Source organism: Hymenobacter sp. (genome assembly GCF_035709525.1).
Classification (GTDB): domain Bacteria; phylum Bacteroidota; class Bacteroidia; order Cytophagales; family Hymenobacteraceae; genus Hymenobacter.
The window spans coordinates 1-23,083 of sequence record NZ_DASTEP010000128.1 but is presented as its reverse complement, the minus strand read 5'-3'; the positions used below and the strand labels follow the sequence as shown (position 1 = coordinate 23,083).

The following is a 23,083-nucleotide window of genomic DNA, read 5'->3' as shown; positions in this document are numbered from 1 at the left end:
TGATACCATGCAAAAATTAGTCTATTTCCTCCTCGCCCTCGCGCCCCTCGCCGCCCAGGCGCAGGTGCCCACGCCGGCCCCGCCGCAGGCCGCGCCCATCGTGCTGGTGGGCGGCACGCTGCACACCGGCACCGGTCAGGTAATTGATAACGCGGCCGTGGCCTTCGACAAGGGCCGGCTGGTGTACACGGGGCCGCGCAGTGGCTTCACGCAGAGCGGCTTCGAAACCCGCGACGTGAGCGGACAGCACGTGTACCCTGGCCTGATTTTGCCTAATACGACGTTGGGTTTGAGCGAGGTAGAAGCCATCCGGGCGACGGTGGACGACCGTGAAGTGGGCGAGCTGAACCCCAACGTGCGCGCCCTCATCGCCTTCAATACCGATTCGGACGTGCTGCCCACGGTGCGCCTGAATGGCGTGCTGCTGGCCCAGCCCACGCCCCGCGGCGGCCTCGTCACGGGCCAGAGCGCCATCGTGCAGCTCGATGCCTGGAACTGGCAAGATGCCGTGGTGAAAGCCGACGACGGCATTCACCTGACTTGGCCCGAGATGGTGATTAAAACCAACCCCGCCGAAGACGCCGCCCAGCTCACGCGCCGCCAGGACGCCCGCACCGCTCGCCTCCGCGACCTGGAGCAGCTTTTGAGCGAGGCCAGCGCCTACCGCCAAGCCCCCGCCGGCCGCCGCGAAAACCTGCGCCTGACCTCGATGGCCGGGCTGTTCGACGGCTCCAAAACGCTCTACATCCACGCCGACTACGCCAAGGAGCTGATAGAATCGGTGCGCCTGGCCCGGCGGCTGGGCGTGCAGCGCGTGGCCCTGGTCGGCGCTCGCGACGCCTGGATGGTGCTCGATTTCCTGAAGCAAAACGATGTGGCCGTAGTCCTCAACCGCACCCAAGACCTGCCCCGCCGCGACGGCGACGACTACGACCAACCCTACAAGCTGCCCGCCCAACTGCAAGCAGCGGGCATCCGCTACTGCCTCGATTTTCAGGGCGATATGGAAACTTCGCGGGGCCGCAACCTACCCTTCGTGGCCGGCCAGGCAGTAGCCTTTGGGCTGACGAAGGAGCAGGCGCTCATGGCCATTACGCTCAGTCCAGCCCGTATCATGGGCATCGACAAAGACTACGGCAGCCTCGAAGCGGGCAAGTCGGCCACGCTGGTAGTGAGCCGGGGCGACCTGCTCGATATGCGGACTAACGCCGTGACGCTGGCCTACATTGACGGGCGCAGCATCCGGCTCGAAAGCAAGCAAACGGCGCTCGATAAGAAGTTCCGGGAGAAGTACGGGCTGAACTAGCGGCGAGCAGTAGCGCGAACTTTGTAGTTCGCGTCCGTTGGCGAGCACCCGGACGGACGCAAACTACAAAGCTCGCGCTACTACGCGCCGCCCACCCACAATAGGCGGCGCGTTATCTGCGTAAGTAGCACGTATTTGCTCAGCATCAGCTACGGTGCGTGGCCCTGCTAGGGTAGCACCTGCACTTGGAATGAAGGATTGAGCCCGGCTGGTAGTTTGGGCACCAAGGCGTAGTATACTGCCGGCTGCACCACGGTAGTTGGGTTTTGTTGAATATTAACTGTGTAGTAAAGGCTTAGGCAGTCTTGTCGCAGTTGCTGCGACGTGATGCGGTTGCCGCTAAGCGTTGTGGTTTTGCCGATGAGCAAGGTGTACTTAGTAAAATCAATGGCCGGCGGCGTGCAGCTGAATAAGGCGTTATAGTCGGCCATCGTATTGACGACGTGGTTTTTGAACTGGCCGGGCTGCACTACCTCCTGGTAGCAGGAAAGGCTGGCGTCGAGCCCCGCTACGGGCGTTATCGTGGCATCGTAGGTGGGGCAGGGCCACGTTTCTTCTTCTGTGCGGTTTTGGCAACCAGTGGCGAGTGCCAGGGCACCAACGATTGCAAAAGCAGTTACTGTGCAGCGTTTCATGAATACAGGATGAAGGAGTGGCTTAGCTTGACATAGGAGTATGCCAAGTGCTGAATGGTTGCAAGCCCGGAGCATACTAGCGGCTGCCGCTGGCCGTTGCCATTGCGGGCGGGCCATATTATCCGGCGCGCCGCCCGACCTTTGTCGAATGTTTCGTGTACTTTTCTTCTGTTTACTAGCACTCTCGGCCGCCGCCCAAACGCCCCTCACGCCCGACGACCGGGCGCTGTACGGCATCATTTGCCGTAGCAGTGGGCGCAGCCTCGATATTTCGCACGCCGCCACTACCGGCGGCGCGCCGGCCGTGCAGTGGGAATTTACCCACGCCCTCAGCCAGCAGTGGCGGCTGGTGCTCATCCGCGAGGGCGGCGAGTATTACCGCCTGGAGGCCAAGCACAGTGGCCTGTGCCTCACGCTCGAAGCCGCGCCCGGCGCTACGGCGGGCGGCACTACGCCGCTGGTGCAGCGCGCCTACACCGGCGGGCTGGGGCAGCAGTGGCGGCTGGTGCCGGCCGGGCCGATTGGCTCGTTTCAGCTCGAAAATCGGTTTGATAACCGGGTGGCCACGCTGGCGGCGGTCGATAAATTCAACGGCACGGCCGTGGTGGCGGCGCGGGCCACCGGGCGGGCCAGCCAGCAGTGGCGGCTGTTTCAATTGCAGCTGCGGCAGGCGTCGGGGCCGCCTTATTTCACGGCGCCCGAGCCACTGGCGGCGCTCAATTCGCCGACTGGTAACGAGTTACAGCCGGTGCCCTCGCCCGATGGCAAGCGCCTGTATTTCAGCCGCACCAAGTTCGCGGGTAACGTGGAGGGCGTGGCCGAAAGCGGCGATATCTGGCTGAGCGAGAGCGTCGACAAGGGCCGCACCTGGGGCCCGCCCGCCCGCCTCGAAAGCCCGGCCGGCCTCAACACCCAGCACAACAACGCGGTGCAGGCGGTAGTGGGCGCGGCCGACAAGCCGACCTTGCTGGTGCGCGGCACCTACGAGTCGGCGGGCTTCAAAGACGAGGGCGCGTCGCGGGTGGCGGCGGGCGGCAAGCCGGCCGCGCTACGCATAGCGGCCTACTACTCGACCAACGTGGCGACGGGCTTTTACCTGACGCCCGACGAGAAAATCCTGCTCCTGAGCCTGGAGCGCGACGATGCGCAGGGCGCGAACGACCTGTATCTCAGCCGGCCCGACGGGGCGGGCGGCTACACCGCCCCGCAGAGCCTGGGCGCGGTGGTGAACTCGCCGGGCTACGAGTTTGCGCCCTGGCTGTCGGCCGATACCAAGACGCTGTACTTCAGCTCATACGGGCATTTGGGCTACGGCTCGGCCGACATTTTTCGTAGCCGCCGGCTTGATGACTCGTGGGAGAAGTGGAGCCCGGTCGAAAACCTGGGGCCGCGCTTCAACGGGCCGGGCTACGACGGGTTTCTGGCCCTCGGGCCGGATGGCACGGCCTACTACTCCTCGTCGGGCAAGGTCGACAACGCGCCCAAAAAGCTGTTCCGCACTGCGCCCGGCCCGGCCCCGACCGACACCGTGCCGCCGCCCATCGACCCCGAAAAAGCGCCCCGCGCCCTCGTCACCGGCCGCGTGCTCGATGCCCGCACCAATAAGCCCATCGCGGGCGCGGCGCAGGTGCAGGCGCTCCTGATAGGCAGCACTATCGATTTCCGCAGCACGGCGCAGGTCGGCAATACCGGCTTTCAGCTCTCCCTGGTGCCGGGTCGCTACCGCGTGACGACCACGGCCGGGCTGCTCACCAAGGTGGACACCCTGACGGTAGCGCCCGGCGAAGACCGCCGCTACGAGCCGCGCCTCACGCCCGCCACGGTGGGCTCGCGCCTCGATTTGCCGGCCATCATCTTCGCCCAAAGCCAGGCCAAGCTGCTGGGCTCGGCCTACCCGACGCTCAACAACCTGGCCACGTCGATGAAAGAAAACCCGCAGCTGGAAATCCGCCTCGAAGGCCACACCTCGAACGAGCCGCCGGCCGATAAAAACCAGGTGCTCAGCGAGCAGCGCGTGGCCGAGGTGAAGCGCTACCTGGTGAGCAAGGGCGTGGCCGAAAGTCGCATCACGACCGTCGGCTTTGGCGGCAGCAAGCCGAAATTTCCGAACGACCGCGAAGAGACGCGTAAGCTGAATAGAAGGGTGGAGTTGGTGATAACGAAGTGAGTTGAGTGTAGGGTAAGCTTTAGCTTGCCTTTTCCACGAGTGTTGAGCGCGAGCCCGCCATCCGTGGAAAAGGCAAGCTAAAGCTTACCCTACACGCTGCCGCCGCCAGATAAACCCGTCTAGCACGTAGTGCGTGCTTTGCGGAAGCGCCAGCAGCGGCACCAGCCACATCAATAACCCCGGCTCGGCTACGGTGGGCAGGCTTTGAAACCAGCCGAACACCGCGCCGTGCTCGCGCCACACGAGGCCGTCCCAGAGGCCTTCTTCGAGAAAAGCGAACAGCCCAATCGCGCCCAGAAACAGCGCCAGCCCGTAGCGCCCGGCCCACCAGCCGCGCCCGGCGGCTGCGGCGGGCCGGCGGCTCCAGACCAGCGCCAGGTAGGGCACGCCGTGCGACACCACGTTGAGCAGCGTGAAGGCCAGGTCGCCGTTGAAGACCACGATGCCCGCGTACCAGGCCACGGCGGTGCCGAGCAGCAGCAGGTTGCGGGGCAGGTTGAAGGTGCCGGTGCGGCGAAACAGCCATGCTTCGCGGGCCGCGTAGGCGAGGAGTAGCGCCGCGTAGAGGCCAGTGGCAAGGTGCCGGCCCAGCGGCCAGTCGCGCTGCACAAAGTCGCCCGCCACAAACCAGTTGAAATTGCGCGGGCTGGATAAGTGCCAGTACAGCAGCGGATAAAGCGTGGCGGCGTAGATGAGCACGGCCGGCAGCCACCGGCCGGGCGCGGGCGCGTCGTGCCGGGCGTAGAGCCGCAAAAACCCGTATTGCTGCCGGATGAAGTGAAACACCGCCAGGTAGGTGAGCGCCCGCCAGAACACCAGCCCGCCCGCCGCGTGCAGCGCCACGCCGCCCGCGTAGCAGGCCAGCGGCACCAGCAGCAGCAGGGTGCGCCGCTGCCGCCGCCGCACGGGGTCGAAGTAGGTCTGAAACAGTGTGCCGTAGACGTGCGCCACGTCGATGAGCAGCACCACGGCCACCCAGGCCAGCAGCGGAAACGCGGCCGACTGCCGGTAGGCCGCGGGCAGCGCCAGCACAACCAGCAAGGCCAGAAACGGCGGCGCGAGTATCAGCCAGCCATCGTAGCGGGCCGAGCGTATCCAGGGTTGAGGCATGAGTGTGTACCGTAAGCTTCAGCTTGCGAGCGAGCGCAGCGAGCAGCCGCGCAGGCGCACGCCTAGCAACGCCTGCTGACGCTGCTGCTCGCTACGCTCGCTCGCAAGCTAAAGCTTACGGTACATTCAAACAAAAAAGCCCCGCCGGCCGAGTGGCCAGCGGGGCTTTTTTAGCTTGCAAACAAACGACTTACAGCGCCTTGAGCAAGAGTAGGATGAGGCCAACCAGGATGAGAATACCGCCGATGGTGGTGAGCCAGCCGGCGCTGATGAGAATACCCAGCAGCAAGGCGATAGCCCCTACCAGCAAAATCGTAATCGAACCGCTGCGGGCGGCCGTTTGCTCGGTGCTGGCCGTGCTTTGCTGGCGCTGCTCGATTTTCGAGAGCTGCTTGGCTACTTTGTTGAGGGCCAGGCGCTGCACCAGCGTGGGCTTGGCGGCTTTGGCGGCCGGCGCGGTGGTGGCGACTACGGCCGTTTGGGCGGTGGCAGCGGGGGCGGCGCGGCGGGCAGCTACGGGCGCAGCGGCTACCGGGGCGGCGGTAGCTACGGCGGGGGCAGCGGCTTCAGGAGCAGCAACGGCGGCGGGCTGCTGGGCTACTACGGTGGCCGACATTTCGGCGGCGGGCGACGGGGCTGCGGCGGGGACCTGGGTGGCGGTAGCTACGGTGAGGGGCGACGTAGCCTGGGTGGTGGCGTAGTCGCTGCGGCTGCACGAGCTGAAGGCGAGCGCGGCCAGGGCAAGGGCCGCGAAGTGCGAATAGGCTTTTTTCATGACGAAAAAATGGGGAAAAGTGGAAGGGTAGTAAGAAACATACCCGCCGGGTGTGAGCCCGGCGGATAGGTCTGAATCGAGAAAAACTAGGATTAGGTTACGTATTGAGCACCTCGCCGCCGTTGGGATGGATGGCCTGGCCCGTGATGTACGAGGCGTCTTCGGAGGCCAGAAAGACGAAGGCAGGCGCTACTTCGGCGGGCTGGCCGGGGCGCTTCAGGGTGGTGTCCTGCCCAAATTTGGCCACCTTGTCGGGCGGGAAGCTGGCCGGGATGAGCGGCGTCCAGATGGGGCCAGGCGCTACCGTGTTGGCCCGTATCTGCTTCTCGGCTAGCTGCTGCGCAATCGAGCGGATGTAGGCCGTAATCGCGCCCTTGGTCGAGGTGTAGTCGACCAGCTGCTGGTTGCCGCGGTAGGCGTTGATGGACGAGGTAGCGATGATGGAATCGCCGGCGTGCAGGTGCGGCAGCGCGGCCTGCACCACCCGCACCAGCGCGAAGAAATTAACTTGAAAAGTATCTTCAAACTGGGCGTGGGGCAGCTCGGCCACGTCGGTACTCACAAACTGCTCGGCGGCGTTGCTGACCACGATATTGAGCTTGCCGAGCTGCTGCACGGTCTGGGTTACGATGCTTTCGCAGTACTCGGGGCTACGCAAATCGCCGGGCAGCAGCACGCAGCGGCGGCCTTCGGCCTCCACCAGGGCGCGGGTGTCGTCGGCGTCGGCCTGCTCCTCGGGCTTGTAGGAAAGGGCCACGTCGGCGCCTTCGCGGGCAAAGTGCACGGCCACGGCCCGCCCAATGCCCGAGTCGCCGCCCGTAATGAGGGCCACTTTGCCTTGCAGCTTCTCGCTGCCCTTGTAGTTGGCCCGGATGTACACCGGCTCGGGCGTCATCTGGCCTTCGAGGCCGGGTTGCTGCTGCTGGGCTTGCGGTGGTAGGGAAGTGGGGTAGTTTTCCATGATTAAGTATTTGAGGATGTTTTTTCGCGCAGGGTTTCGCAGGGTTAAAGCGCAGTGTTTCGCAGTGTCACTCGGCAAAAACACCGCGGAACCCTGCGCTTTAACCCTGCGAAACCCTGCGCGAAAACTTGTTGATTAGATAGTGGCCAAATCCGAATTGGCCGGGCCCATGAGCAGGCGGCCCAGCGCGTCGAAGCGCGAGCCGTGGCAGGGGCAGTCCCAGCTGCTTTCGAGGTTGTTCCAATGCACCACGCAGCCCAGGTGCGGGCAAATGGCCGAGCACTCGTGCAGCTGGCCCTCGGGGTCGCGGTAGGTGGCTACTTTGGTTAGGCCGTGGCGTAGCACGGCCCCGCTGCCGGGTGCTATTTCCTCGGCCGAGGCCACGTCGCCGCTCGTAACCAATTCGGCATAGTCCTTCACCACCACGGCGTTGTGGCTTATAAATTCCTGAAGCGGCTCCTTGGCGAGCGTTACGCGGTTGGGGTCGTAGAGGGCTTCCCAGGGGTTGGGGCGGTCCAGGATGAGGTCGCGCACCAGCATGGCGCCCAGCGTGCCGTGGGTCATGCCGTGGCCCGAGTCGCCGGTGATGATGTACACCTGGTCGCTATCGAGCGGGTTGCGGCCAGCATAGGCCAGGCTGTCGTCGGGCTCCAGCACCTCGCCCGACCACCGAAAGTCGATTTTCGTGATTTGGGGGAAGTGCGCGCGCGCCCAGTCTTCGAGGCAGGCCAAGCGGGCTTGCGGGTCGTCTTCACCCACTTTGTGGTCTTCGCCGCCTATCAGCAGCAGGTCGTAGCCGGCTGGCGCGTCCATTTCCTGGATGCGGATGTAGTGGTACGGGTCGGGCGTGTCCCAGTACAGTGCCGGCGTGAGCGCGCCCTTCGGGATGCGCCCCGCCAGGGCGTAGGTGCGGTAGGGGGCCTGCTTGGTGTGCATCACCACGCGGTCGTTGAAGGGCGTGTTGGTGGCGACGACTACGGCCTGCGCCCGCACCTCCAGCTGCTCGGTGGTGGTGACGCAAACCGGGCTGCTGCCGCTGATGTCGGTGGCGTGGGTGTGGGTGAAAATCTCGCCCCCCTGGCTTACAATCGCCCTGGCCAAGCCATTGAGATACTTAATGATGTGAAACTGCCCCTGCTGCGGAAACCGCAAACATGGCCCGGTGGCAAAGCCCTCGGCGCCCGCATCGGGCAAAAACTCGACTGCCGTGAGGCCGGCCCGGTGCGCGGCGGCCAGCTCGTCGTGCAGCTCCTGCGGGTCGCCGTCTTTGGGGAGAAACAGGTAGCCATCGAGCCGCCGGAAGTCGCAGTCGATGCGCTCGTCGGCCACGTTTTTCTCTATCTGGTCGATGGCCGCGCCGTGGCTTTCGGCGGCCAGCCGCGCGCCGTCTGCCCCAAACAGCTTTTCGAGCACGGCATAGCGGTCGTCGAGCGCGTTGGAGAGGTGGGCGGTGGTGCGGCCGGTTTCGCCGCTGGCAATCTCCCCATCTTCGAGCACCACTACTTTTTTGCCTTCGCGGCCCAGCAGGTAGGCCGTGGTGAGGCCCGCAATACCGGCCCCGATGACGACTACGTCGGCCGTAGTGTTAGCGCGCAGCGGCCCGAATACGGGGCGCGCCGGGGCCGTGGCCAGCCAGCTCGGGGTGGTAGCGCCGGAGGTAGAAGCAGGGTCGGTGAAAGCGGGCATCAGGAAGAGGATAGAGTGAAAACCAAGCAAACAATTCAGTGGAGTTACGCCCTGCGCTGCCCCGCGTTAAGGCCCAGCTTGCGGCAACCGGGCTGGTAAGCGCGGGAGTGCGGGCGCGGTAAGCCTCACCGTAGCTGGCTAGTACCGCATCAGTATCTGGCTGCTCGGCACCTTAAAAAAACAAGGCGGCCTACTACCAATAAATTGTTGGCGAATAAGGCACCCTTGGTTTTGGCGAGGTAGGGAAAAGTGATTTTGGGGGCTGCTGGGCGGGCATTGCCTAAGCGGCGGCGGCGCGCTGGGCGCGCCTCACGGCGCGGGCTCGCAGTCGCAGAGCACCTCGCGCCGGGCGGGCGGTACCCGGTAGTTGGGCTGCGATACTTCCTTCATATACACTACTGCCAGGTGGCGCAGCGGCGGGTGCGCCGGGTCGAGGTGCCAGCGGCGCAGCAGGTAGTTGCAGTAGTAGCCCCGCATCCAGGCGTGGTCGATGAAGAGGTAGTTTTCGGAATACTTGCGCCAGCGGTCGTTTTTGAACAGCGCCACGATGGCCGCCGGCTTGGCGTAGGCCACGGGCCGGCCGCCGCGGTTGAGGTCAAGCACCCGGCCGGTGGTAGTGGTGCCTTCCAGCACGTACCAGCCATCATCCTTAAATACCTCGGGCGCGAACATGCCCCAGTGCTGGTCGACGCGCAGCAGGTAGCCAAGCCAGCGCGCCGGCTCGGGCAGCCAGCGCCGGCGCGGGCCGGCCACGTCGTCGAGGTTCCACCAGCACACATACACCAGCGCGCCCAGCACCACGCCCGCGCGCCCCGCGCGGGCCAGCGCCCGCCAGCCGGGGGCTACCGGCCGCACCTGCTCTAGGCGCAGCTGCCACGGCACCGGCCAGGCGGGCAGCCGGGCGCGCCAGCGGCGGGCGCGGGCGGCGTGGGGTGCCAGGCGCGGGGTTAGCCAGTCGAGGGCCAGCGGCGGCAGCAGTCCCAGTACCGATACCATATTGATAATGAAGAACAACCCCACGTACAGCGTGACACTGATGCCCAGGTGAAACCCCAGCAGCACGCCCACCACCAGCAGCCGCCACCACCGCACCCCGAAGGGAATGAACAGCGCAAACGGCAGCAGCAGCTCGGTGTACCAGGTGGCGAAGGTGAGGCCGCGCAGCAGCCCCGGGTAGGGGTAAAGCAGCCGCCCGCCCGGCAGCAGCAGCTGGTCGAGGCTGAAGGCGTAGTAGAGCGCCGTGCCCGCGCGGGTCCATTCGGGGCCGCTTTTGAGCAGGGCAGTGCACCAGTACAGCAGCGCCAGCTGCACCACGTAGGCCACGGTGGCGGCGCTAGCGTAGTCGTAGCGGGCGGGCGGCGGGGCAGCGCGCGCATCGCAGGCCCACACCCGGCCCCAGGGCAAAAACATGCCCCAGAACAGCAGCATCCGCAGCAGGTCGTCGCCGCCCTGGCCGATGAGCGGGTTGCGGTTTTGGAGCGACACCAGCAGCACCCACGAGGCCACCGTGGCCAGGCGCGTGCGGTAGCCCAGCGCCAGGGCCAGCGCCGCCGCCGCCGCCACCCCAAACAGCAGCGCCTGCACCTGCCACATGCCGCTGGCCGCGTGCAGCGAAAACTGGTAGGGCGTCCACAAACGGTCGTGCAGGGCCGCCAGCGGCAGCACGCCCAGGTTGGCGTAGTGCGCCTCCAGGTCGGTGCCCCGGATGCCGAGGTCGAGCAGCAGCACCGCGCCCAGGCCCATGCGCAGCAAGGCCAGCGCCCGCAAATCGAGCACAAACGGCCGCCGCAGCACGGCCCACGCCCGCGGCAAATTAGAAGGGAAGACCACGAAGTGTGCGGTAAGCTTCAGCTTGCCGTTGGTTGATAAGCAGGCAGGAAGGATGTTGAAGTTTTGTGCCCCGGCCGCCAGGCCAAAAACAAAACAAGGCGAAAAAGCCGCCACCAGCCGGGCCGGCCTTTTCGCCTTGTCGAAAGCTGCGAAAGCAGCCTAGCGCTGCGTAGTGCTGCCCGCCGTAGACGAGCCCGAGGTCGTGTTCGAGCCGCTGGTGTTGCCGCTGGCCGATTTTGAAGTCCGGGCGCGCCGACCCGAGCCCGAGCCCGAAGTGCTGCTGCCCCGGTTGCGGCGGCCGTTGCCCGCCGTCATGCTGCCGCTCGTGCTGCCCGAAGTCGAGCCCATGGTGGTGCTGCCGCTGGTAGTGCCTGTCGTAGAGCCCGTAGTGCTACCCATCGAGCCACTGGTGCTGCCAGCTGTGCCCATGGTGGTGGTGCCGCTGGTGCTACCCGAGGTAGTGCCCATAGTGCCGGTAGTGCTGCCACTAGTGGTACCCATGGTGGTGGTGCCCGCCGTGGTGCCGCCGGTGGTAGTGCCTACCTGGGCAAAGGCAGCGGTCGAAATCAAACCCAGGCCCAGGGCGAAAGCTGCCGTGCGTAGCGGCAGAAAGATTTGCTTGTTCATGGTCAGGAAAGGGGAAAAGGAAAAGTTGGGTAGAGAGGTGTAAGCCAAGAGGCTACTGGCCCGTAGTGCCGCCCGCCGTGGAGCTGCCCGTAGTAGCGCCACCCGTGCCGCCCATGTCGCCGCTGCCGCTGGTCGAGCCGCCGGTGCTGCCAGCCGTTGAGCCATCGGTGCTGCCGGTGCCGCTGGTCGAGCCGCCGAGGTCGCCGGAGCCGGTGCTGCCGGTGCCAGCCGAGTCAGCGCCCATGCTCATGTCGCCGGTGCCGCTGCTGCCGCCGGTAGTAGTGCCCGAGGCGTCGGTGGGGCCTTCGTTGTTGCCGTTGCTGCCGCAGGCACCTAGTAGCGTGGCGCTCAGGAGCAGGGCGGCGAAAGCCAGTTGGGGTTTCAGGGTACGCATGATGGAATTATGGAAAGAAAAAATGTGCTTCCTTATACGTGGCTCCTTGCCTGGCACTGGCGCGAATACTGCGTATTTTCTGGAGAAAACACCTAGTAGTAAATACGGTATTTTGGCTTGTGCCCCGGCTGTTAGCCAGCGGGTTAAACATCCGGCCCCGGCCCCGCGTTAGGCGCGCATAGGTTTTCGCTACTGCTTATGCCAGCTCCCGCCACCATTCTGTTCGACGGTGTGTGCAACCTCTGCAATGGGTTTGTGCAGTTCGTTATCCGCCACGATGCCGCCGGGCAGTTTCGCTTCGCCGCCCTCCAGAGCGCGGCCGGGCAGGCCCTGTTGGCCGCCCACGGCCACCCCCTCGCGCCCGCCGCCCTGGCCGACCCCGCCTCGGTGGTGCTGGTGGCCGAGGGCCGCGTGTACACGCACTCGGCGGCCGTGCTGCACATCGCCGGGCGGCTGGGCGGTGGGTGGCGGCTGGCGGCGGTGGGCTGGCTGCTGCCCGCGCCCTGGCGCGATGGGCTGTACCGCTTCGTGGCCCGGCACCGCTACCGCTGGTTTGGGCGGCAGGAAAGCTGCTGGCTGCCCACGCCCGCGCTGCGCGCGCGGTTTTTGTAAAACGGAGTGCCACTCCCTTTCCGCGTGCGGGCTGTATATGTATAGAAGACGCCTGTCACTGCGAGCGTAGCAAAGCAATCGCAGCTGTTGAGCGTTGCCGTTCGGGTGCGATTGCTTCGCTGCGCTCGCAATGACAGGTGGTTTTTACACTGCCTGCGCCACCGCCCGCGCCGCCCGCAGGCCTTGGTGAAAGGCTTCCTCAAACACCGAAACGCCGCTATAATCGGTATGGGCCAGGTGAATGCGCCCGCCCAGCAGCGGCTGCCGGGCCTGCGCCCGCGCCGCGCCCCACACGTAGCCGGGCGCGGGTGCCACCATGCCGTGGCCCCAAATCCAGAGCTCGGCGGCCTGCACGCGGGCGGCCAGGCCGGGGTGCATCAGGTCGAGCTCGGTGAGGATGAGTGTAAGCCAGTCGTGGTAGGTGCTGGCCAGCGCGTGCTGCCGGGCGGCGGCCGGGTTGTCCGCATCAGTAGGCAAGGCCCAGTAGAACGTGAGGCTGCGCGGCCCCGGCTCCTCGAAGCCACGCAGCGCCTGGTGCTCGGCGTCGATGTAGCCCAGGGCGGGGCTGCCGTAGCGCACGTTGTCCCAGCACAGGGGCTGGCCGGGCCCACCGGGGTAGCCATCCACCAGCAGGTTGGCCACCAGCCAGGGCGCGTGCAGCGGGCTCAAATCCAGGGCCGGGCGGGGCAGTAGGTGCTTGGCTACGTGCCACGGCGCGGCCAGTATCACGTGCCGCGCGCGCAGCGTGGTGCTGCGTTGGGTGGTGGCGTCGTACACCAGCACGTCTGTTTGGTCGGCAGCAGCTTCGCGCAGCCCGAACACCAGCGCGTTGGTTTGGATGCGGCCCGCGCCGCCCTGCTGGCGCAGGGCTTCGGCGAGGTGGTAGTTGCCGGTGGGCCAGGTGAGCACGGCATCGGCGGGCGCGTTGTGGGCGCGGCCCTTGCGGGCGGCAAAGTAGTGCAGCCCGGCCCAGGCCGACACCTGCGCGGCGGGCACCCCAAAGTCGTCGCGGTACGAGTAGTCGAGGTACCAGCGCAGGTACTCGGAGCGGTAGCCGTGGCGCGCCAGCCAGTCGGCCATCGTCTCCGCATCAAGCTGCCGGGTGGCCGCGTCGGCCGACGACCAGTCGAGCGGCAGCCGGAATAGCTCCTGCCCATCGGGGCCGGTGGCGTGGCGCAGGCGCTCCACTTCGGCCAGAAAGCGCGCTAGCTCGGCGCGGTCGGCGGCGGGCACGCCGGCCTCGGGCACCAGGCCGGGCTGCCAGTGGCCGTGCAGCAGCAGGCGCTCGGCGGGGTCGTGGCAGAGGGCAGTTTCGTCGTAGATGGGCAAGCCATCGGGGCCAAAACCCGTCAAAATAGTGGCTTCCTGCAAGAAAGCCAGCAGGTCGTGGTCGCGGTGGTCGGGCAGGGGCAGGTAGTGCGCGCCCCAGGGGTAGGCAGTGCGGCCGTTGTGGCCGGCGGCGGCGTTGCCGCCAGTAGCGGGCTCCAACTCCAGCAGCACGGTGCGGCGGGTGGGGCTGAGGCGGTGCAGCTCGCGCCGGGCCGCCAGCCCGCTCACGCCCCCGCCAATAATCACGGTATCAATTTCTTCGACGCCACTCGGCGGCGAAATTTTACCGGGCTGCCGCAGCAAATGGCCCAGCGGGTGGCTGGCCCCGCGCAGCTGCCCGCGCACCGCCGAGCGCGCCGGTGCGCAGCCAGGCACGCTGCCCAGCAGGCTGGCCAGCAGCGTGCCGGCCAGCCCGGCGCTGGCTTGCCCCAAGAAATGACGACGCGAAGACATGCGAAAAACGAGCGTGGTAGCAGCCGCGAAGCTAGCACCGCGCCCGCGCCAAGCCGATTATTTGGCTCGAAAGCCAAGAGTTTGAACACAAAAAGCGCAGCCCCGCCGAAGCAGAGCTGCGCTTGATGAGCTAAAAATCAGACTGGTTATTTCACTACCTCAACCCAGTTGCGGGCCAGCTGGGCGCGGCCGGCGCAGTCGGTATATTCTACCTGGTAGAAGTAGGTGCCGGGGCCGTTGTCGGCGGGGTTCCAGCCTTCGGCGGCGTTGGTGCCCTCGTACACGCGGCGGCCCCAGCGGTTAAATACCTTGAGCGAGTAGTTCTGCACGTCGGCGATTTTGAGCTTGAGCTCGTCGTTGAGCTTGTCGCCGTTCGGCGTGAGCACGGTGGGGTACACCGGCGCGGCGCTGCCCTGCACCGTAATGCGCGCCGAGGCCGTGCCACCGCACTGCCCAGAAGTGCTGTAGGTGACGGTGTAGGTGCCGTTGGTCGAGTTGGCGAGGTCGATAGCCCCGGTCGTGATATTGATAACCAGCCCCGGCGTGCTGCTAAATATGCCGCCCGCAGGCGTGGCCGTGGTAACAGGAGCCGCGCCCGCCTTGCAGAAGGTAGTGCCGCCGAAGTTCAGGGAGATGGCTGGGGCCGGCAGCACCGTGACGCTGGCCGTAGCGCTGGCCGTGCACAGCCCGGTGCCGGTCACGGTGTAGGTGATGGTGTAGGTGCCGGCCGGGGTCTGGCTCAGGTTAATTACGCCCGAGGCGTTGATGACCAAACCCGTGGAGCCCACAAACCGGCCGCCAGCCGGCGAAACCGTAGTAGGCGTGACCGTGCCGCCGCTGCCCGCGCAAAAGCTGCCGGCCGGATAAGTGAGCGTGGCCGTGGGCGGGGCCACTACCGATACGGTAGTGGTGGCCGGCCCGGCGCACGAGCCAGCGGGCGGCGTGTAGGTGACGGTGTAGGTGCCCGCCGCCGACGCGCCCAGGTTGAGGGTGCCCGTAGTGGCGTTGATGCTCAGGCCACTGGGCGCGCTAAACGTGCCCCCGGTGGGCGATACCGATACCACTGTCTGCGTGCCGCTGGCGCACAGCGTAACCGGCGCGGGCGGCGTGGCATAGGCCACTACCGAGGCAGTAGCCCCCACCGTGACGGTGGTCGGGGCCGAGGTCGACGACTGCCCGGTGCAAGTCAGGATAACGCGGTACTGGGTCGTGACGGTGGGCGTGCCGATGTAGGTAGCGCCAGTGGCCCCCGCAATGTTGGCCCACGTTACGCCCCCGTCGGTAGACGACTGCCACTGAAAGGTGATGCCCGCCGGGGCCTGCGCCCCGCCGCCGGGGCTCAGGGCCACTTGCTGCCCGGGGCAGATGGTGGCCGGGGCAGCCACAGCCGTGCCCGCGTTGGGCGCGCCCTGGCAGGCCACGCCCAGCGTCACGCCCATGATGTTGAGCACGGGGTCGGTCGAGGTTTTCGACACGGTGATGCTCGCTACCTGCTTGCTCAGGTTGGCGGCCGCCAGCGCCAGGCGCACCTGGTAGAGGCGCGGGTTGGTGGTGGCGTTGTCGATGCTGTTATCGACGTAGCTCACGCGGCTGCCCACCACGTAGGCCGGGTTGGCCCCCCCAAACCAGTCGGGCACTACCTGATTGCTAAACGACTGGCTGGTGCCGTCGGTGAAGTTGACGACGAACGTTTTGCCGGCCGAGCTGCCGTTGCCCTCCGTGCCCAGCATCACTACCTCCGTAGCCTGCGCGGGCGTCACCAGCGTAAGCGTGCCCGAGGCCGCCCCGTCGATGCGCAGCGAGTTGTTGCCGGTGGCCGGGGCCAGCTGGAAGGTGAGGCCCGGCGTGGTGGTCACGGCGCTGGTGAGCAGGCCGCTGGCGGGCAGCGCCAGCACCGGGCTCGCGCCCGAGGGGTTTACGTAGGTAGTGTTGGCAAAGCACCATTTCACGGTGCTGGTGCCCCGGTCTACGGTGTTGGTGGTTTTGCTGGCCACCGTGCCGGTGCCCTCGGCTATCACGTCGGCCGAGTAGCCGGTCACGGCCGCCGGCGTATAAGTGAGCTGGGCCGAGGCCAGCTGGCTGGTGCCAACCAAGCCGCCCAGCAAGCAGCAAAAACGGGTAAAGAGTTGCTTCATCGGTAAATAGAGGTGAAAAAGAGGTGCGAACAAGAATGGGCGGGGTGCGGCAAAGCTAGCGGAAAGTGCTGTCACTTTTACCTTTTAAATAGGATTATTTGCATTCCCCGCCTTAAAGGCCCGGCCAGCGTCCAGCTTCCCGCCATACTAACCCCAGCGCTATTGCCCGTACGGCCCCCATTCCTCCTCAAAATACCGCACCAGCGCCTGGTTATTCAGCTGGTTTACATCGGTGGGCACCTCGCTCATATCGGGCGGGAAGCTGCGCATCTGGCTGATGACGTGCGGCGTAGCGTAGCGCAGCCCGGCCGGCAGCGGGCCGCCCGCCGGCCGCCAGGTGCCCGGCTGCGCCTGCGCCAGCACGTAGCCCCACTCCCCAAACGAGGGCACGTAGGCGTGGTACGGCACCGGGCTAAAGCCGCTGGCCGCCAGCGTATGCGCCACGCACCAGTAGGCGCGCCGCGCCACGTAGGGCGAGGTAGCCTGCACCACCACCAGCCCGCCCGGCCGCAGCCGCTGCCGCAGCGTTTGGTAGAAGGCCGTGGTATAAAGCTTGCCAATGGAGTAGTTGCCGGGGTCGGGAAAATCCACAAAGACCACGTCGTAGCGGGCCGTATCCTGGCGCAGCCAGGCGTAGGCGTCGGCGTTTTTTATCTCCAGCTTGGGCGAGTGCAAGGAGTTGTGGTTCAGCTCGCGCAGCAGCTGGTTGCTGCGAAACAGCTTGGTCATGGCCGGGTCGAGGTCGATGAGTTGGATGCGCTGCACCTGCGGGTATTTCAATATCTCGCGCACTGCCAGGCCGTCGCCGCCGCCCAGCACCAGCACGCGGCGCGCCTGCGGCCGGTCTTGCAGAGCCGGGTGCACCAGTGCCTCGTGGTAGCGGTACTCGTCGGCCGAGCTAAATTGCAGATTGCCATTGAGAAACAGCCGCAGCTCGCCCCGGTGGTTGCCCGTGAGCACCAGCCGCTGGTAGGGCGTGCTTTGGGTGTAGATAACGGTGTCCTGGAAAACCTCGCCCTCGGCGTAGCGCTGGATGCGCTCGGCCCCCGCCACGCCCGCGCCCAGCACCAGCAGCGCCACCACGATGGTAGCCAGGTAGCGCCGCCGGTAGGGCTTGGTTTCTTCAAACGACAGCAAGCTTACGCCCGCCACTACCACGTTCAGGGCCCCGAACAGCAGGGCCGTGCGCACCAGCCCCAGCCGGGGCACCAGCACCAGCGGAAATATCACCGCCGCCAGCAAAGAACCCACGTAGTCGAACGTAAAAACCCTCGCCACCAGCTCCTTAAATGCCAGTCGCCCCTGCAAGATGCGCAGCAGCAACGGTATCTCCAGCCCCACGAGCGCGCCCAGCAGCCCCACCAGCCCATACAGCAGCACCCGAAACGAGCCCACGTGCGCAAACAGCCCAAATAGTAGCGGTGCCGACGCGCCGCCCACCAGCCCCACCAGTATTTCGAGCCGGATAAACCAGCGCAGCAGCGGCCCGCCCAGGTAGCGCGACAGCCACGAGCCCACGCCCATGCTAAACAAATACACCCCAATCACCGTCGAAAACTGCGTCACCGAGTCGCCGAGCAGGTACGAGGCCAGCGTGCCGGCAATCAGCTCATACAGCAGCCCGCAGGTGGCTATCACGGCCACCGAGCCCAGTAGCAGCGCCGGCCGGGGCGCATCGGCCGCAGGGGAGGCGGCGGCGGCGGCCCGCGCCCGCCGCCGGCGCGTCAGTACCGATTCCTCACCCATGAATGGCCGCGCTGATGATAACGGCCACCGCCAGCATAAACGCCGCCGCGATGATGGCCAAAGCCGTGTTGTGCTCTTCCAGAATTTCGCGGCGCAAGGTGCCCGGCGTCAGCTTGTTAAACACATAAAAGCTGACGAACAGAATGATGATACCCAGCACCGAGTACACGACGGAGGCAGTGAGCGCCTTGAGGTTGAGGTATTCCATAGCGCAGTGTGCGGTAAGCTTTAGCTTGCCGTTAAGTGAAATAATAGATTTTCAGCAGTCAGCGAACGCCCGTTCTACGACTCGCATGCGTGCAGGCCCAACGGCAAGCTAAAGCTTACCGCACATTTATTTATGATTGAACCCGTGCACGTAGCCGCCGTGGCCGCCGGCGCGGTGGGGGCCGGCGTGCTGCTCGGCTTCGGTGGTTTCATTGTCGTCGCCGAGCAGGCGGCTGCCGCGCAAGCCCAGCACCACGAAGGCAGCCAGGCCCAAACCCAGCAGCCCCGCGTAGAAGGGCGAGCGGCGTAAATCGGCCCCGAGGTGGCGAAAAAGCGGAAACATAGGCGCGTTAGTCAGAGGTGGGGCCGAAGTCGCTGTTTTCCCAGCGGCTGGTTTCGAAGGCACCGTGCCGCGCCCACTGGTAGAGCGGCAAAATGCTCATCAGCAAAAGAACAAGTACGACATTGGAGGCGAAGCCCGTGTGCTGCTCCAGCTCCAGTACCAGCTCGGTGTCGCCGAGGCCGGCCTCGGGGCTGGGGTAGAGGTTGAGGTGGTAGCGCCCGGCCGGCAGCCCGCTGATAACGGCATTGGCCGAGCGGTCGCCCTCGCGCCAGCTTTCGCCGTCCTCCACGCCCTCGTAGTATTCGAGCGAGCGCGTGACTTCGTAGCCGCGTCCGGTTTGCTCGTTTACCAGGCTGGCCGTTACCTCCAGCCAGTGGTTGGTAAGGCCCGACGCGCTAAGGGTGATGTCGATGGCAGCGGGGTGCGTCAGCTCGATGGTTTTCGATACCAGCATCTGGTTGTAGCCGGCTGCGGCAGTGGCTGGGGTAGCGGGTGGCTCGGGCGCGGCGGGCTGCGCGGCGGCGGCCGTAGCCCGGGCGGCAGCCTGGCCCACCGTATCGGCGGGTGGCGGGGCAGCCGCCGGAGCGGCTGGGATGGTAAACGCCGGGGTAGCCGGCACGGTGAAGGTCTGCGTGATAGCCGAGCTAGGCCGCGTGATGGCCAGCCACGCCGCCAGCGCCAGCAGCAGCAAGGCCGCTACCCCAAACAAGCGCCACGCCGGGCCGGGCTGGTGCGGGTTGGGCTCGGCCGCGCCGGTGTTGTGGCGGCTGGGCAGCTGGCTGACGTTCAGCCCGAAAGCCGCCGCTACCTGCGCGGGCTCCAGGTACTCGGCGAGGTACCAGATGGGTTTCTCACGCGGCGCTTGCTCGCTCGAAAGCAGGTAGGGCGGGCAAGTGAATTCCTGAATTTTGAGTTCTTCATCATACAGAATATTCCAGTCGAACTCGCCCTGCGCATCGCGGATGAGTGGCTGGTAGCGGTGCCAGAGCCGATAGCTGTTGCCGCTGCTCGGGCTGGTCCACTCCTTATCGGTGTAAGGCTTGCCGTTGCGGTTGGCCGGAAAGCTCGTGGCCCGCCGTATCAGCAGCCAGTGCCCCTGAAACTCGGCCAGCTGCAATGGAAAATCAATCGGGTCGTCGCCCGCTAGCGCCTGCACGGGGCGCAGCTGGTACTCGCGCCACTCGGCGGTGCGGTCCTGCTTTTCGCCGCGCACCTGGTAGCCAGTAAGGCGCACCTGGTAGCCGCCCAGCGTGCCCGTGGCGCCCAGCGGCAAGGCCGGGCCGGGCGGCAGCTCGCGCTTGAAGCCGCTGACCAGGTGGCCCGCCCCGGCCTCGGGCACGGCCCGGAAATAGGTGCGGCACTGCCAGCAGCCGAAGTAGCGGCTGCCGGCCGGGTCGTAGCACGGCACCTGGGCGGCGCACTTGGGGCAGGCCACCCAGGCGGCGGGCGGCGGAAAAGTGGGGGCGCTACTCATCGCAGGACCTCGGTGTAGTTGCGTTCTTCGGCCTCGAAAAAAGCCAGCGTTTCAGCGTAGATGGCGCGCACGGTGGCGTGGTTGTCGCGCCGGAAATTCGACAAAAACACGTCGAACGTAGCCAGTCCGTGCTCGGGCCAGGTATGGATGCTGAGGTGCGACTCGGTGAGAGCCAGCACCGCCGTAAAGCCCGCGTTTTCATCGAACACGTGGTAGACCTCGCCCACGCTGGTGAGGCCCAGCCGCGCCACCAGGGCGCCAAAAAACTGCTGGCTGGCCGCCGCGTCGCGCAGCCGCCCGGCCGGTGCGCCAAAGGTGGCCAGGATGTGCAAGCCCGGCGCGTAAGGCGCGGGCGGGGCAGGCGGCGGGGCGAGGGGTAGCGGGTCGGCAGTCACGGCCGCAATACTACGGCGGCGGGCGTGTTTTTTTGACAGCCTGCTCTATCAGCCCGGGCCGGGCTGTCGTATTTTTGGGGCTCCAAGAAACTGCGCTGGGCCAGCACGTTACTCCCCCGGTTTTGCTTATGAATTCACTGCCCTACGCTCAGGAAACGCTCTTTTTTCAAAACTCAGCCGGCAAGCTCTACTACCAGCCGGGCGGCTACGTGCGCTTGGCCTGGGCCGCCGGGCGGCAAACGCTGGAAACCATCCAGGCCTTTTACGAGCAGGTGCTGGCCTTGCTCCAAAACAGCGGCGTGCGCCGCGTGCTCTCCGACCACGGCCAGCGGGCACCGCTGCCCATTGCGGCCCAGGAGTGGCTCACTGCCAACTGGATACCCCGCGCCATGCAGCAAACCCAAACCCGCCACTGCGCCATCGTGGAAGGGGCCGACCCCATGCACCGGCTGTCTACGCAGTCGGTGGTGAGCACGTCGCCGACTGGTTTTCAGTTCAAGCGCTTCGACAATTTCGCCGCCGCCGATGCCTGGCTGCGCGGGCTGGCGCTGTAACACCAAGCTCCAGCTTGGTGCTGCGTCTGCAAAGCTGCCCTGGCGCGTCTCCAAGCTGGAGCTTGGAGTTACACAAAAAAGCCCGGCCGAGCGGCCGGGCTTTTTTTGTACCTATCGCAAGGCAGGCTATTGCTTGGCAAAGCGCTTGGTGAAGATGTTCTGCCCATCGCTGGCGCGCAGCACGTAGAGGCCGGGGGCGAGGCCGCTCAGGCTCACTTCGCCGCTGCCGAGGTAGCGCCCGCTGGCCTTGGCCCCACGCGCGTCGAGCACGTCTACCGATTTGAGCTCCGCGCCCGAACTTAAACTCAGGTGCAGCGCGTCGGTGGCGGGGTTGGGGTAGAGGCTCAGCTCGGCGCCGGCGTCGAGGGTGGGGCTGGCCGTGGTGAGGCCAGCGACGCCGCCGTCGAACGTGGCCGTGTTCACGCCACCCATCACGGTGAGGGTGTAGTCCTCGGTTTCGCCGAAGCTGTAGGTGCCGCAGCTGGTGGTAGCACTGGCATCGCTCATCACCACGCGCAGGCGGGTTTTGCCGTTGCGGGCGGTGGTGGGCACCGTGAAAGTGCTGCTACGGGTGGTAGCCACGTTGCTGGCCGCCGCGCTCACGATGGTTTCGCCCGCGTCGCTAAAGTCGCCGTCCTGGTTCCAGTCGGCATATACTTTGAAGTACTCGGGGTAAGCCGTGCTTTTGAAAGCCGCCGAATAGCTGATGGTTTGGCTGCTACCAGCGGCCACGCTAGTGGTCAGGGCCGAGCCGTCGTAGTAGCCGGCATCGGTGCCGCTGGTGCGGGCAATGCTGCCAATGGCCACGTAGTCAATCCACTCGTAGCCCTGGTTGGTGCCCTTGCTGGCGCAGTAGCCGCTGGTGGTGGCCACGCCCACACCCACGGCGTTCCAGGCGTTGGTCACGGCCGTGACCTGGGCCGAGCCCGCGCCAAACAAGTCGGTCGCCGCCTGAATGGTGGCCGTGCGGGCCGCCGCGTAGTTGGAGCTGGCGGTGAGGTACACGCTTTCGGCGCGGAAGGCAATTTTGGCCGCGTTGGTGATGCCCAGCGACGCTACCGAGTAAGCCACGCCCTTCTCGTTGGTGCCGGTTTTGCCCACGCTGATGAGGTAAAACCAGTAGTTGAGCACGCCCGAGTTGTAGTGTACGCCGCCGTTGTCGCCGCTGCCCGTGTACCATTTCAGGCCCTTGTAGTAGGCGGGCTGATTGTAGAGGTTGGGGTTGCTCATCGAGCGTAGCGCGCCGCCAGCCTTCATGATTTCCTCGCCGATGTCCCAGGTCGACTTGTTGCCCAGGGCAAACTTATCCACCGCGTACTTCTCCACGCAAGCCCCCCAGATGTCGGAGAAGCCCTCGTTCATGGCGCCCGACTCGTAGGAATACGTGAGGTTGGCGGTGTAGGAGCACACGGCGTGGCCGATTTCGTGGCCGCACACGTCGAGCGAGGTCAGGGGCTTGAAGGTGCTGGCCCCGTCGCCGTAGGTCATGCGCGAGCCATCCCAGAAAGCATTTTCGTAGCGGTTGCTGTAATGCACGTAGCTCAGGATTTTGGCGCCGGCGTTGTTGTAGCTGTTGCGGTTGTGGGTGGCCTTCCAGTAGTCGTAGGTGGCCTGCGCGCCAAAGTGCGCGTCGCCGGCCGCGTTGTCGAAGTTGGCGTTGTTGTACTCGGCCGCCGTCCAGTTGTTATCGGCGTCCACGAAGTCCACGGCGGCAGTGTAGGACGTGCCTTTCTTGCAGTTATAGGTTTCGATGCCGCTGCCGCGGGTGTACTCGCGCAGGCGGTAGCCGCCGGTGGTGGTTTCGGTGGCCAGCGCGCGGGTGCCGCTGTAGGCGGTGGCAAACGAGCCGGTGGCCGCCGCCTGGGTGGCGTGGGCGGCGTGCTTGATGATGTTGTCGCGAAGCACTACCTCGCCCGTTTGGGCATCTACGTACACGTAGGCGCGGCTTACCGGAGCCTGGGCGTAGATGTCAAATTTCCAGGCCAGCACCAGCGGCCCGGTTTCGGCGTCCTGGCGCTGGTCGCGCACAATCACCAGCTCGCCCTGGGGCTGGTAGCTGGCGGCAGGGTTGCCGCTCTGCTGCTTGAGGCCGGCCTGCTCGGCCGCGTCCTGCCACATGTACTTTTTGGCCCCCACGGCGGCCAGGGCGCGGCCCAGGGCGGCGCGGGCTGAGAGGGTAGGGGTGGTGCTGAGCTTATCGACCTTTTCGTAATCGCCGCTCAGGCTCTCGACGCTGCCCTGGCGGGCGTGCACGGTGTAGGTGGCGTGCTCGATTTTGACGCCTTGGTAGTATTGCTCGAACTTCTGGTGGGTGAAGCCCAGCTCGTCGGTGTCGCGGCGCAGG

Annotated in this window: 20 protein-coding genes; 4 read left to right on the top strand and 16 right to left on the bottom strand. The window is 66.0% G+C overall.

Going from position 1 to position 23,083, the window contains the following annotated elements; genetic code table 11:
- A partial coding sequence (locus VFO93_RS11260) for an amidohydrolase family protein (RefSeq protein ID WP_325134472.1) occupies positions 1 to 1,306 on the top strand: 1,306 nt, incomplete at its 5' end.
- Between the two features lie 167 nt (positions 1,307 to 1,473).
- Here the strand turns inward: VFO93_RS11260 and VFO93_RS11255 are convergent.
- Positions 1,474 to 1,941 carry a hypothetical protein gene (locus VFO93_RS11255; RefSeq protein WP_325134471.1) on the bottom strand — a complete coding sequence of 156 codons (468 nt, stop codon included), beginning with the start codon at positions 1,939 to 1,941 and terminating at the stop codon, positions 1,474 to 1,476.
- Positions 1,942 to 2,089: 148 nt separating this feature from the next.
- On the opposite strand from VFO93_RS11255, the gene VFO93_RS11250 reads away from it, so the two are divergent.
- Complete coding sequence (locus tag VFO93_RS11250; protein ID WP_325134470.1) at positions 2,090 to 4,108, top strand: RICIN domain-containing protein; 2,019 nt, start codon at positions 2,090 to 2,092, stop codon at positions 4,106 to 4,108.
- A gap of 84 nt (positions 4,109 to 4,192) precedes the next feature.
- Here VFO93_RS11250 and VFO93_RS11245 read toward each other — a convergent pair whose 3' ends face one another.
- The 7 genes from VFO93_RS11245 to VFO93_RS11215 form a co-directional block, all read right to left on the bottom strand.
- Positions 4,193 to 5,218, bottom strand: a complete 1,026-nt coding sequence (locus VFO93_RS11245) for a hypothetical protein (protein WP_325134469.1) — start codon at positions 5,216 to 5,218, stop codon at positions 4,193 to 4,195.
- A gap of 190 nt (positions 5,219 to 5,408) precedes the next feature.
- Entirely contained in the window at positions 5,409 to 5,993 is a 585-nt protein-coding gene (locus VFO93_RS11240) for a hypothetical protein (protein ID WP_325134468.1), read from the bottom strand.
- 97 nt (positions 5,994 to 6,090) lie between these two features.
- Entirely contained in the window at positions 6,091 to 6,954 is an 864-nt protein-coding gene (locus tag VFO93_RS11235) for an SDR family oxidoreductase (RefSeq protein WP_325134467.1), read from the bottom strand.
- Positions 6,955 to 7,089: 135 nt separating this feature from the next.
- Positions 7,090 to 8,640 carry an FAD-dependent oxidoreductase gene (locus VFO93_RS11230; RefSeq protein ID WP_325134466.1) on the bottom strand — a complete coding sequence of 517 codons (1,551 nt, stop codon included), beginning with the start codon at positions 8,638 to 8,640 and terminating at the stop codon, positions 7,090 to 7,092.
- A gap of 309 nt (positions 8,641 to 8,949) precedes the next feature.
- The gene (locus VFO93_RS11225) at positions 8,950 to 10,470 is read right to left on the bottom strand and encodes a hypothetical protein (protein ID WP_325134465.1); all 1,521 of its coding nucleotides are present in this window, start codon (positions 10,468 to 10,470) and stop codon (positions 8,950 to 8,952) included.
- Between the two features lie 159 nt (positions 10,471 to 10,629).
- Entirely contained in the window at positions 10,630 to 11,097 is a 468-nt protein-coding gene (locus VFO93_RS11220) for a hypothetical protein (RefSeq protein ID WP_325134464.1), read from the bottom strand.
- A gap of 52 nt (positions 11,098 to 11,149) precedes the next feature.
- Positions 11,150 to 11,491, bottom strand: a complete 342-nt coding sequence (locus VFO93_RS11215) for a hypothetical protein (protein ID WP_325134463.1) — start codon at positions 11,489 to 11,491, stop codon at positions 11,150 to 11,152.
- 198 nt (positions 11,492 to 11,689) lie between these two features.
- Here VFO93_RS11215 and VFO93_RS11210 point away from each other — a divergent pair, with 198 nt between their 5' ends.
- A complete protein-coding gene (locus tag VFO93_RS11210) occupies positions 11,690 to 12,103 on the top strand; it encodes a thiol-disulfide oxidoreductase DCC family protein (protein ID WP_325134462.1) in 414 nt (137 codons plus the stop codon).
- Between the two features lie 144 nt (positions 12,104 to 12,247).
- Here VFO93_RS11210 and VFO93_RS11205 read toward each other — a convergent pair whose 3' ends face one another.
- From VFO93_RS11205 to VFO93_RS11175, 7 genes are all read right to left on the bottom strand, one after another.
- Entirely contained in the window at positions 12,248 to 13,885 is a 1,638-nt protein-coding gene (locus tag VFO93_RS11205; protein ID WP_325134461.1) for an NAD(P)-binding protein, read from the bottom strand.
- Positions 13,886 to 14,031: 146 nt separating this feature from the next.
- Positions 14,032 to 16,020: a gliding motility-associated C-terminal domain-containing protein gene (locus tag VFO93_RS11200; protein WP_325134460.1), complete on the bottom strand. Its 1,989-nt coding sequence runs from the start codon at positions 16,018 to 16,020 to the stop codon at positions 14,032 to 14,034.
- A 159-nt stretch (positions 16,021 to 16,179) separates the two neighbouring features.
- On the bottom strand, positions 16,180 to 17,766 hold the full coding sequence (locus VFO93_RS11195; protein WP_325134459.1) for a polyamine aminopropyltransferase: 1,587 nt from the start codon (positions 17,764 to 17,766) through the stop codon (positions 16,180 to 16,182).
- Positions 17,759 to 17,974, bottom strand: coding sequence for a DUF350 domain-containing protein (locus VFO93_RS11190; RefSeq protein ID WP_325134458.1), 216 nt, complete (start codon positions 17,972 to 17,974; stop codon positions 17,759 to 17,761). Before VFO93_RS11190 ends, VFO93_RS11195 begins: the two co-directional genes overlap by 8 nt.
- Positions 17,975 to 18,100: 126 nt before the next feature.
- Positions 18,101 to 18,316: a hypothetical protein gene (locus tag VFO93_RS11185; protein WP_325134457.1), complete on the bottom strand. Its 216-nt coding sequence runs from the start codon at positions 18,314 to 18,316 to the stop codon at positions 18,101 to 18,103.
- Positions 18,317 to 18,323: 7 nt separating this feature from the next.
- On the bottom strand, positions 18,324 to 19,790 hold the full coding sequence (locus tag VFO93_RS11180) for a hypothetical protein (protein ID WP_325134456.1): 1,467 nt from the start codon (positions 19,788 to 19,790) through the stop codon (positions 18,324 to 18,326).
- Positions 19,787 to 20,185, bottom strand: a complete 399-nt coding sequence (locus VFO93_RS11175) for an S-adenosylmethionine decarboxylase (protein WP_325134455.1) — start codon at positions 20,183 to 20,185, stop codon at positions 19,787 to 19,789. The genes VFO93_RS11180 and VFO93_RS11175 overlap by 4 nt, the downstream gene beginning before the upstream one ends.
- 128 nt (positions 20,186 to 20,313) lie before the next feature.
- Between VFO93_RS11175 and VFO93_RS11170 the strand changes: the two genes are divergently transcribed.
- Positions 20,314 to 20,739 (top strand): hypothetical protein, encoded by a 426-nt coding sequence (locus VFO93_RS11170; RefSeq protein ID WP_325134454.1) that lies wholly within the window; start codon positions 20,314 to 20,316, stop codon positions 20,737 to 20,739.
- A 126-nt stretch (positions 20,740 to 20,865) separates the two neighbouring features.
- Here the strand turns inward: VFO93_RS11170 and VFO93_RS11165 are convergent.
- The coding region (locus VFO93_RS11165; RefSeq protein WP_325134453.1) for a M4 family metallopeptidase at positions 20,866 to 23,083 on the bottom strand (2,218 nt) is incomplete at its 5' end.

Excerpts from the sequence above, each read along its gene's own strand:
- VFO93_RS11255 (WP_325134471.1), bottom strand. The coding sequence starts at position 1,941 with ATGAAACGCTGCACAGTAACTGCTTTTGCAATCGTTGGTGCCCTGGCA.
- VFO93_RS11250 (WP_325134470.1), top strand. The coding sequence starts at position 2,090 with ATGTTTCGTGTACTTTTCTTCTGTTTACTAGCACTCTCGGCCGCCGCC.
- VFO93_RS11245 (WP_325134469.1), bottom strand. The coding sequence starts at position 5,218 with ATGCCTCAACCCTGGATACGCTCGGCCCGCTACGATGGCTGGCTGATA.
- VFO93_RS11240 (WP_325134468.1), bottom strand. The coding sequence starts at position 5,993 with ATGAAAAAAGCCTATTCGCACTTCGCGGCCCTTGCCCTGGCCGCGCTC.
- VFO93_RS11235 (WP_325134467.1), bottom strand. The coding sequence starts at position 6,954 with ATGGAAAACTACCCCACTTCCCTACCACCGCAAGCCCAGCAGCAGCAA.
- VFO93_RS11230 (WP_325134466.1), bottom strand. The coding sequence starts at position 8,640 with ATGCCCGCTTTCACCGACCCTGCTTCTACCTCCGGCGCTACCACCCCG.
- VFO93_RS11220 (WP_325134464.1), bottom strand. The coding sequence starts at position 11,097 with ATGAACAAGCAAATCTTTCTGCCGCTACGCACGGCAGCTTTCGCCCTG.
- VFO93_RS11215 (WP_325134463.1), bottom strand. The coding sequence starts at position 11,491 with ATGCGTACCCTGAAACCCCAACTGGCTTTCGCCGCCCTGCTCCTGAGC.
- VFO93_RS11210 (WP_325134462.1), top strand. The coding sequence starts at position 11,690 with ATGCCAGCTCCCGCCACCATTCTGTTCGACGGTGTGTGCAACCTCTGC.
- VFO93_RS11205 (WP_325134461.1), bottom strand. The coding sequence starts at position 13,885 with ATGTCTTCGCGTCGTCATTTCTTGGGGCAAGCCAGCGCCGGGCTGGCC.
- VFO93_RS11200 (WP_325134460.1), bottom strand. The coding sequence starts at position 16,020 with ATGAAGCAACTCTTTACCCGTTTTTGCTGCTTGCTGGGCGGCTTGGTT.
- VFO93_RS11195 (WP_325134459.1), bottom strand. The coding sequence starts at position 17,766 with ATGGGTGAGGAATCGGTACTGACGCGCCGGCGGCGGGCGCGGGCCGCC.
- VFO93_RS11190 (WP_325134458.1), bottom strand. The coding sequence starts at position 17,974 with ATGGAATACCTCAACCTCAAGGCGCTCACTGCCTCCGTCGTGTACTCG.
- VFO93_RS11185 (WP_325134457.1), bottom strand. The coding sequence starts at position 18,316 with ATGTTTCCGCTTTTTCGCCACCTCGGGGCCGATTTACGCCGCTCGCCC.
- VFO93_RS11180 (WP_325134456.1), bottom strand. The coding sequence starts at position 19,790 with ATGAGTAGCGCCCCCACTTTTCCGCCGCCCGCCGCCTGGGTGGCCTGC.
- VFO93_RS11170 (WP_325134454.1), top strand. The coding sequence starts at position 20,314 with ATGAATTCACTGCCCTACGCTCAGGAAACGCTCTTTTTTCAAAACTCA.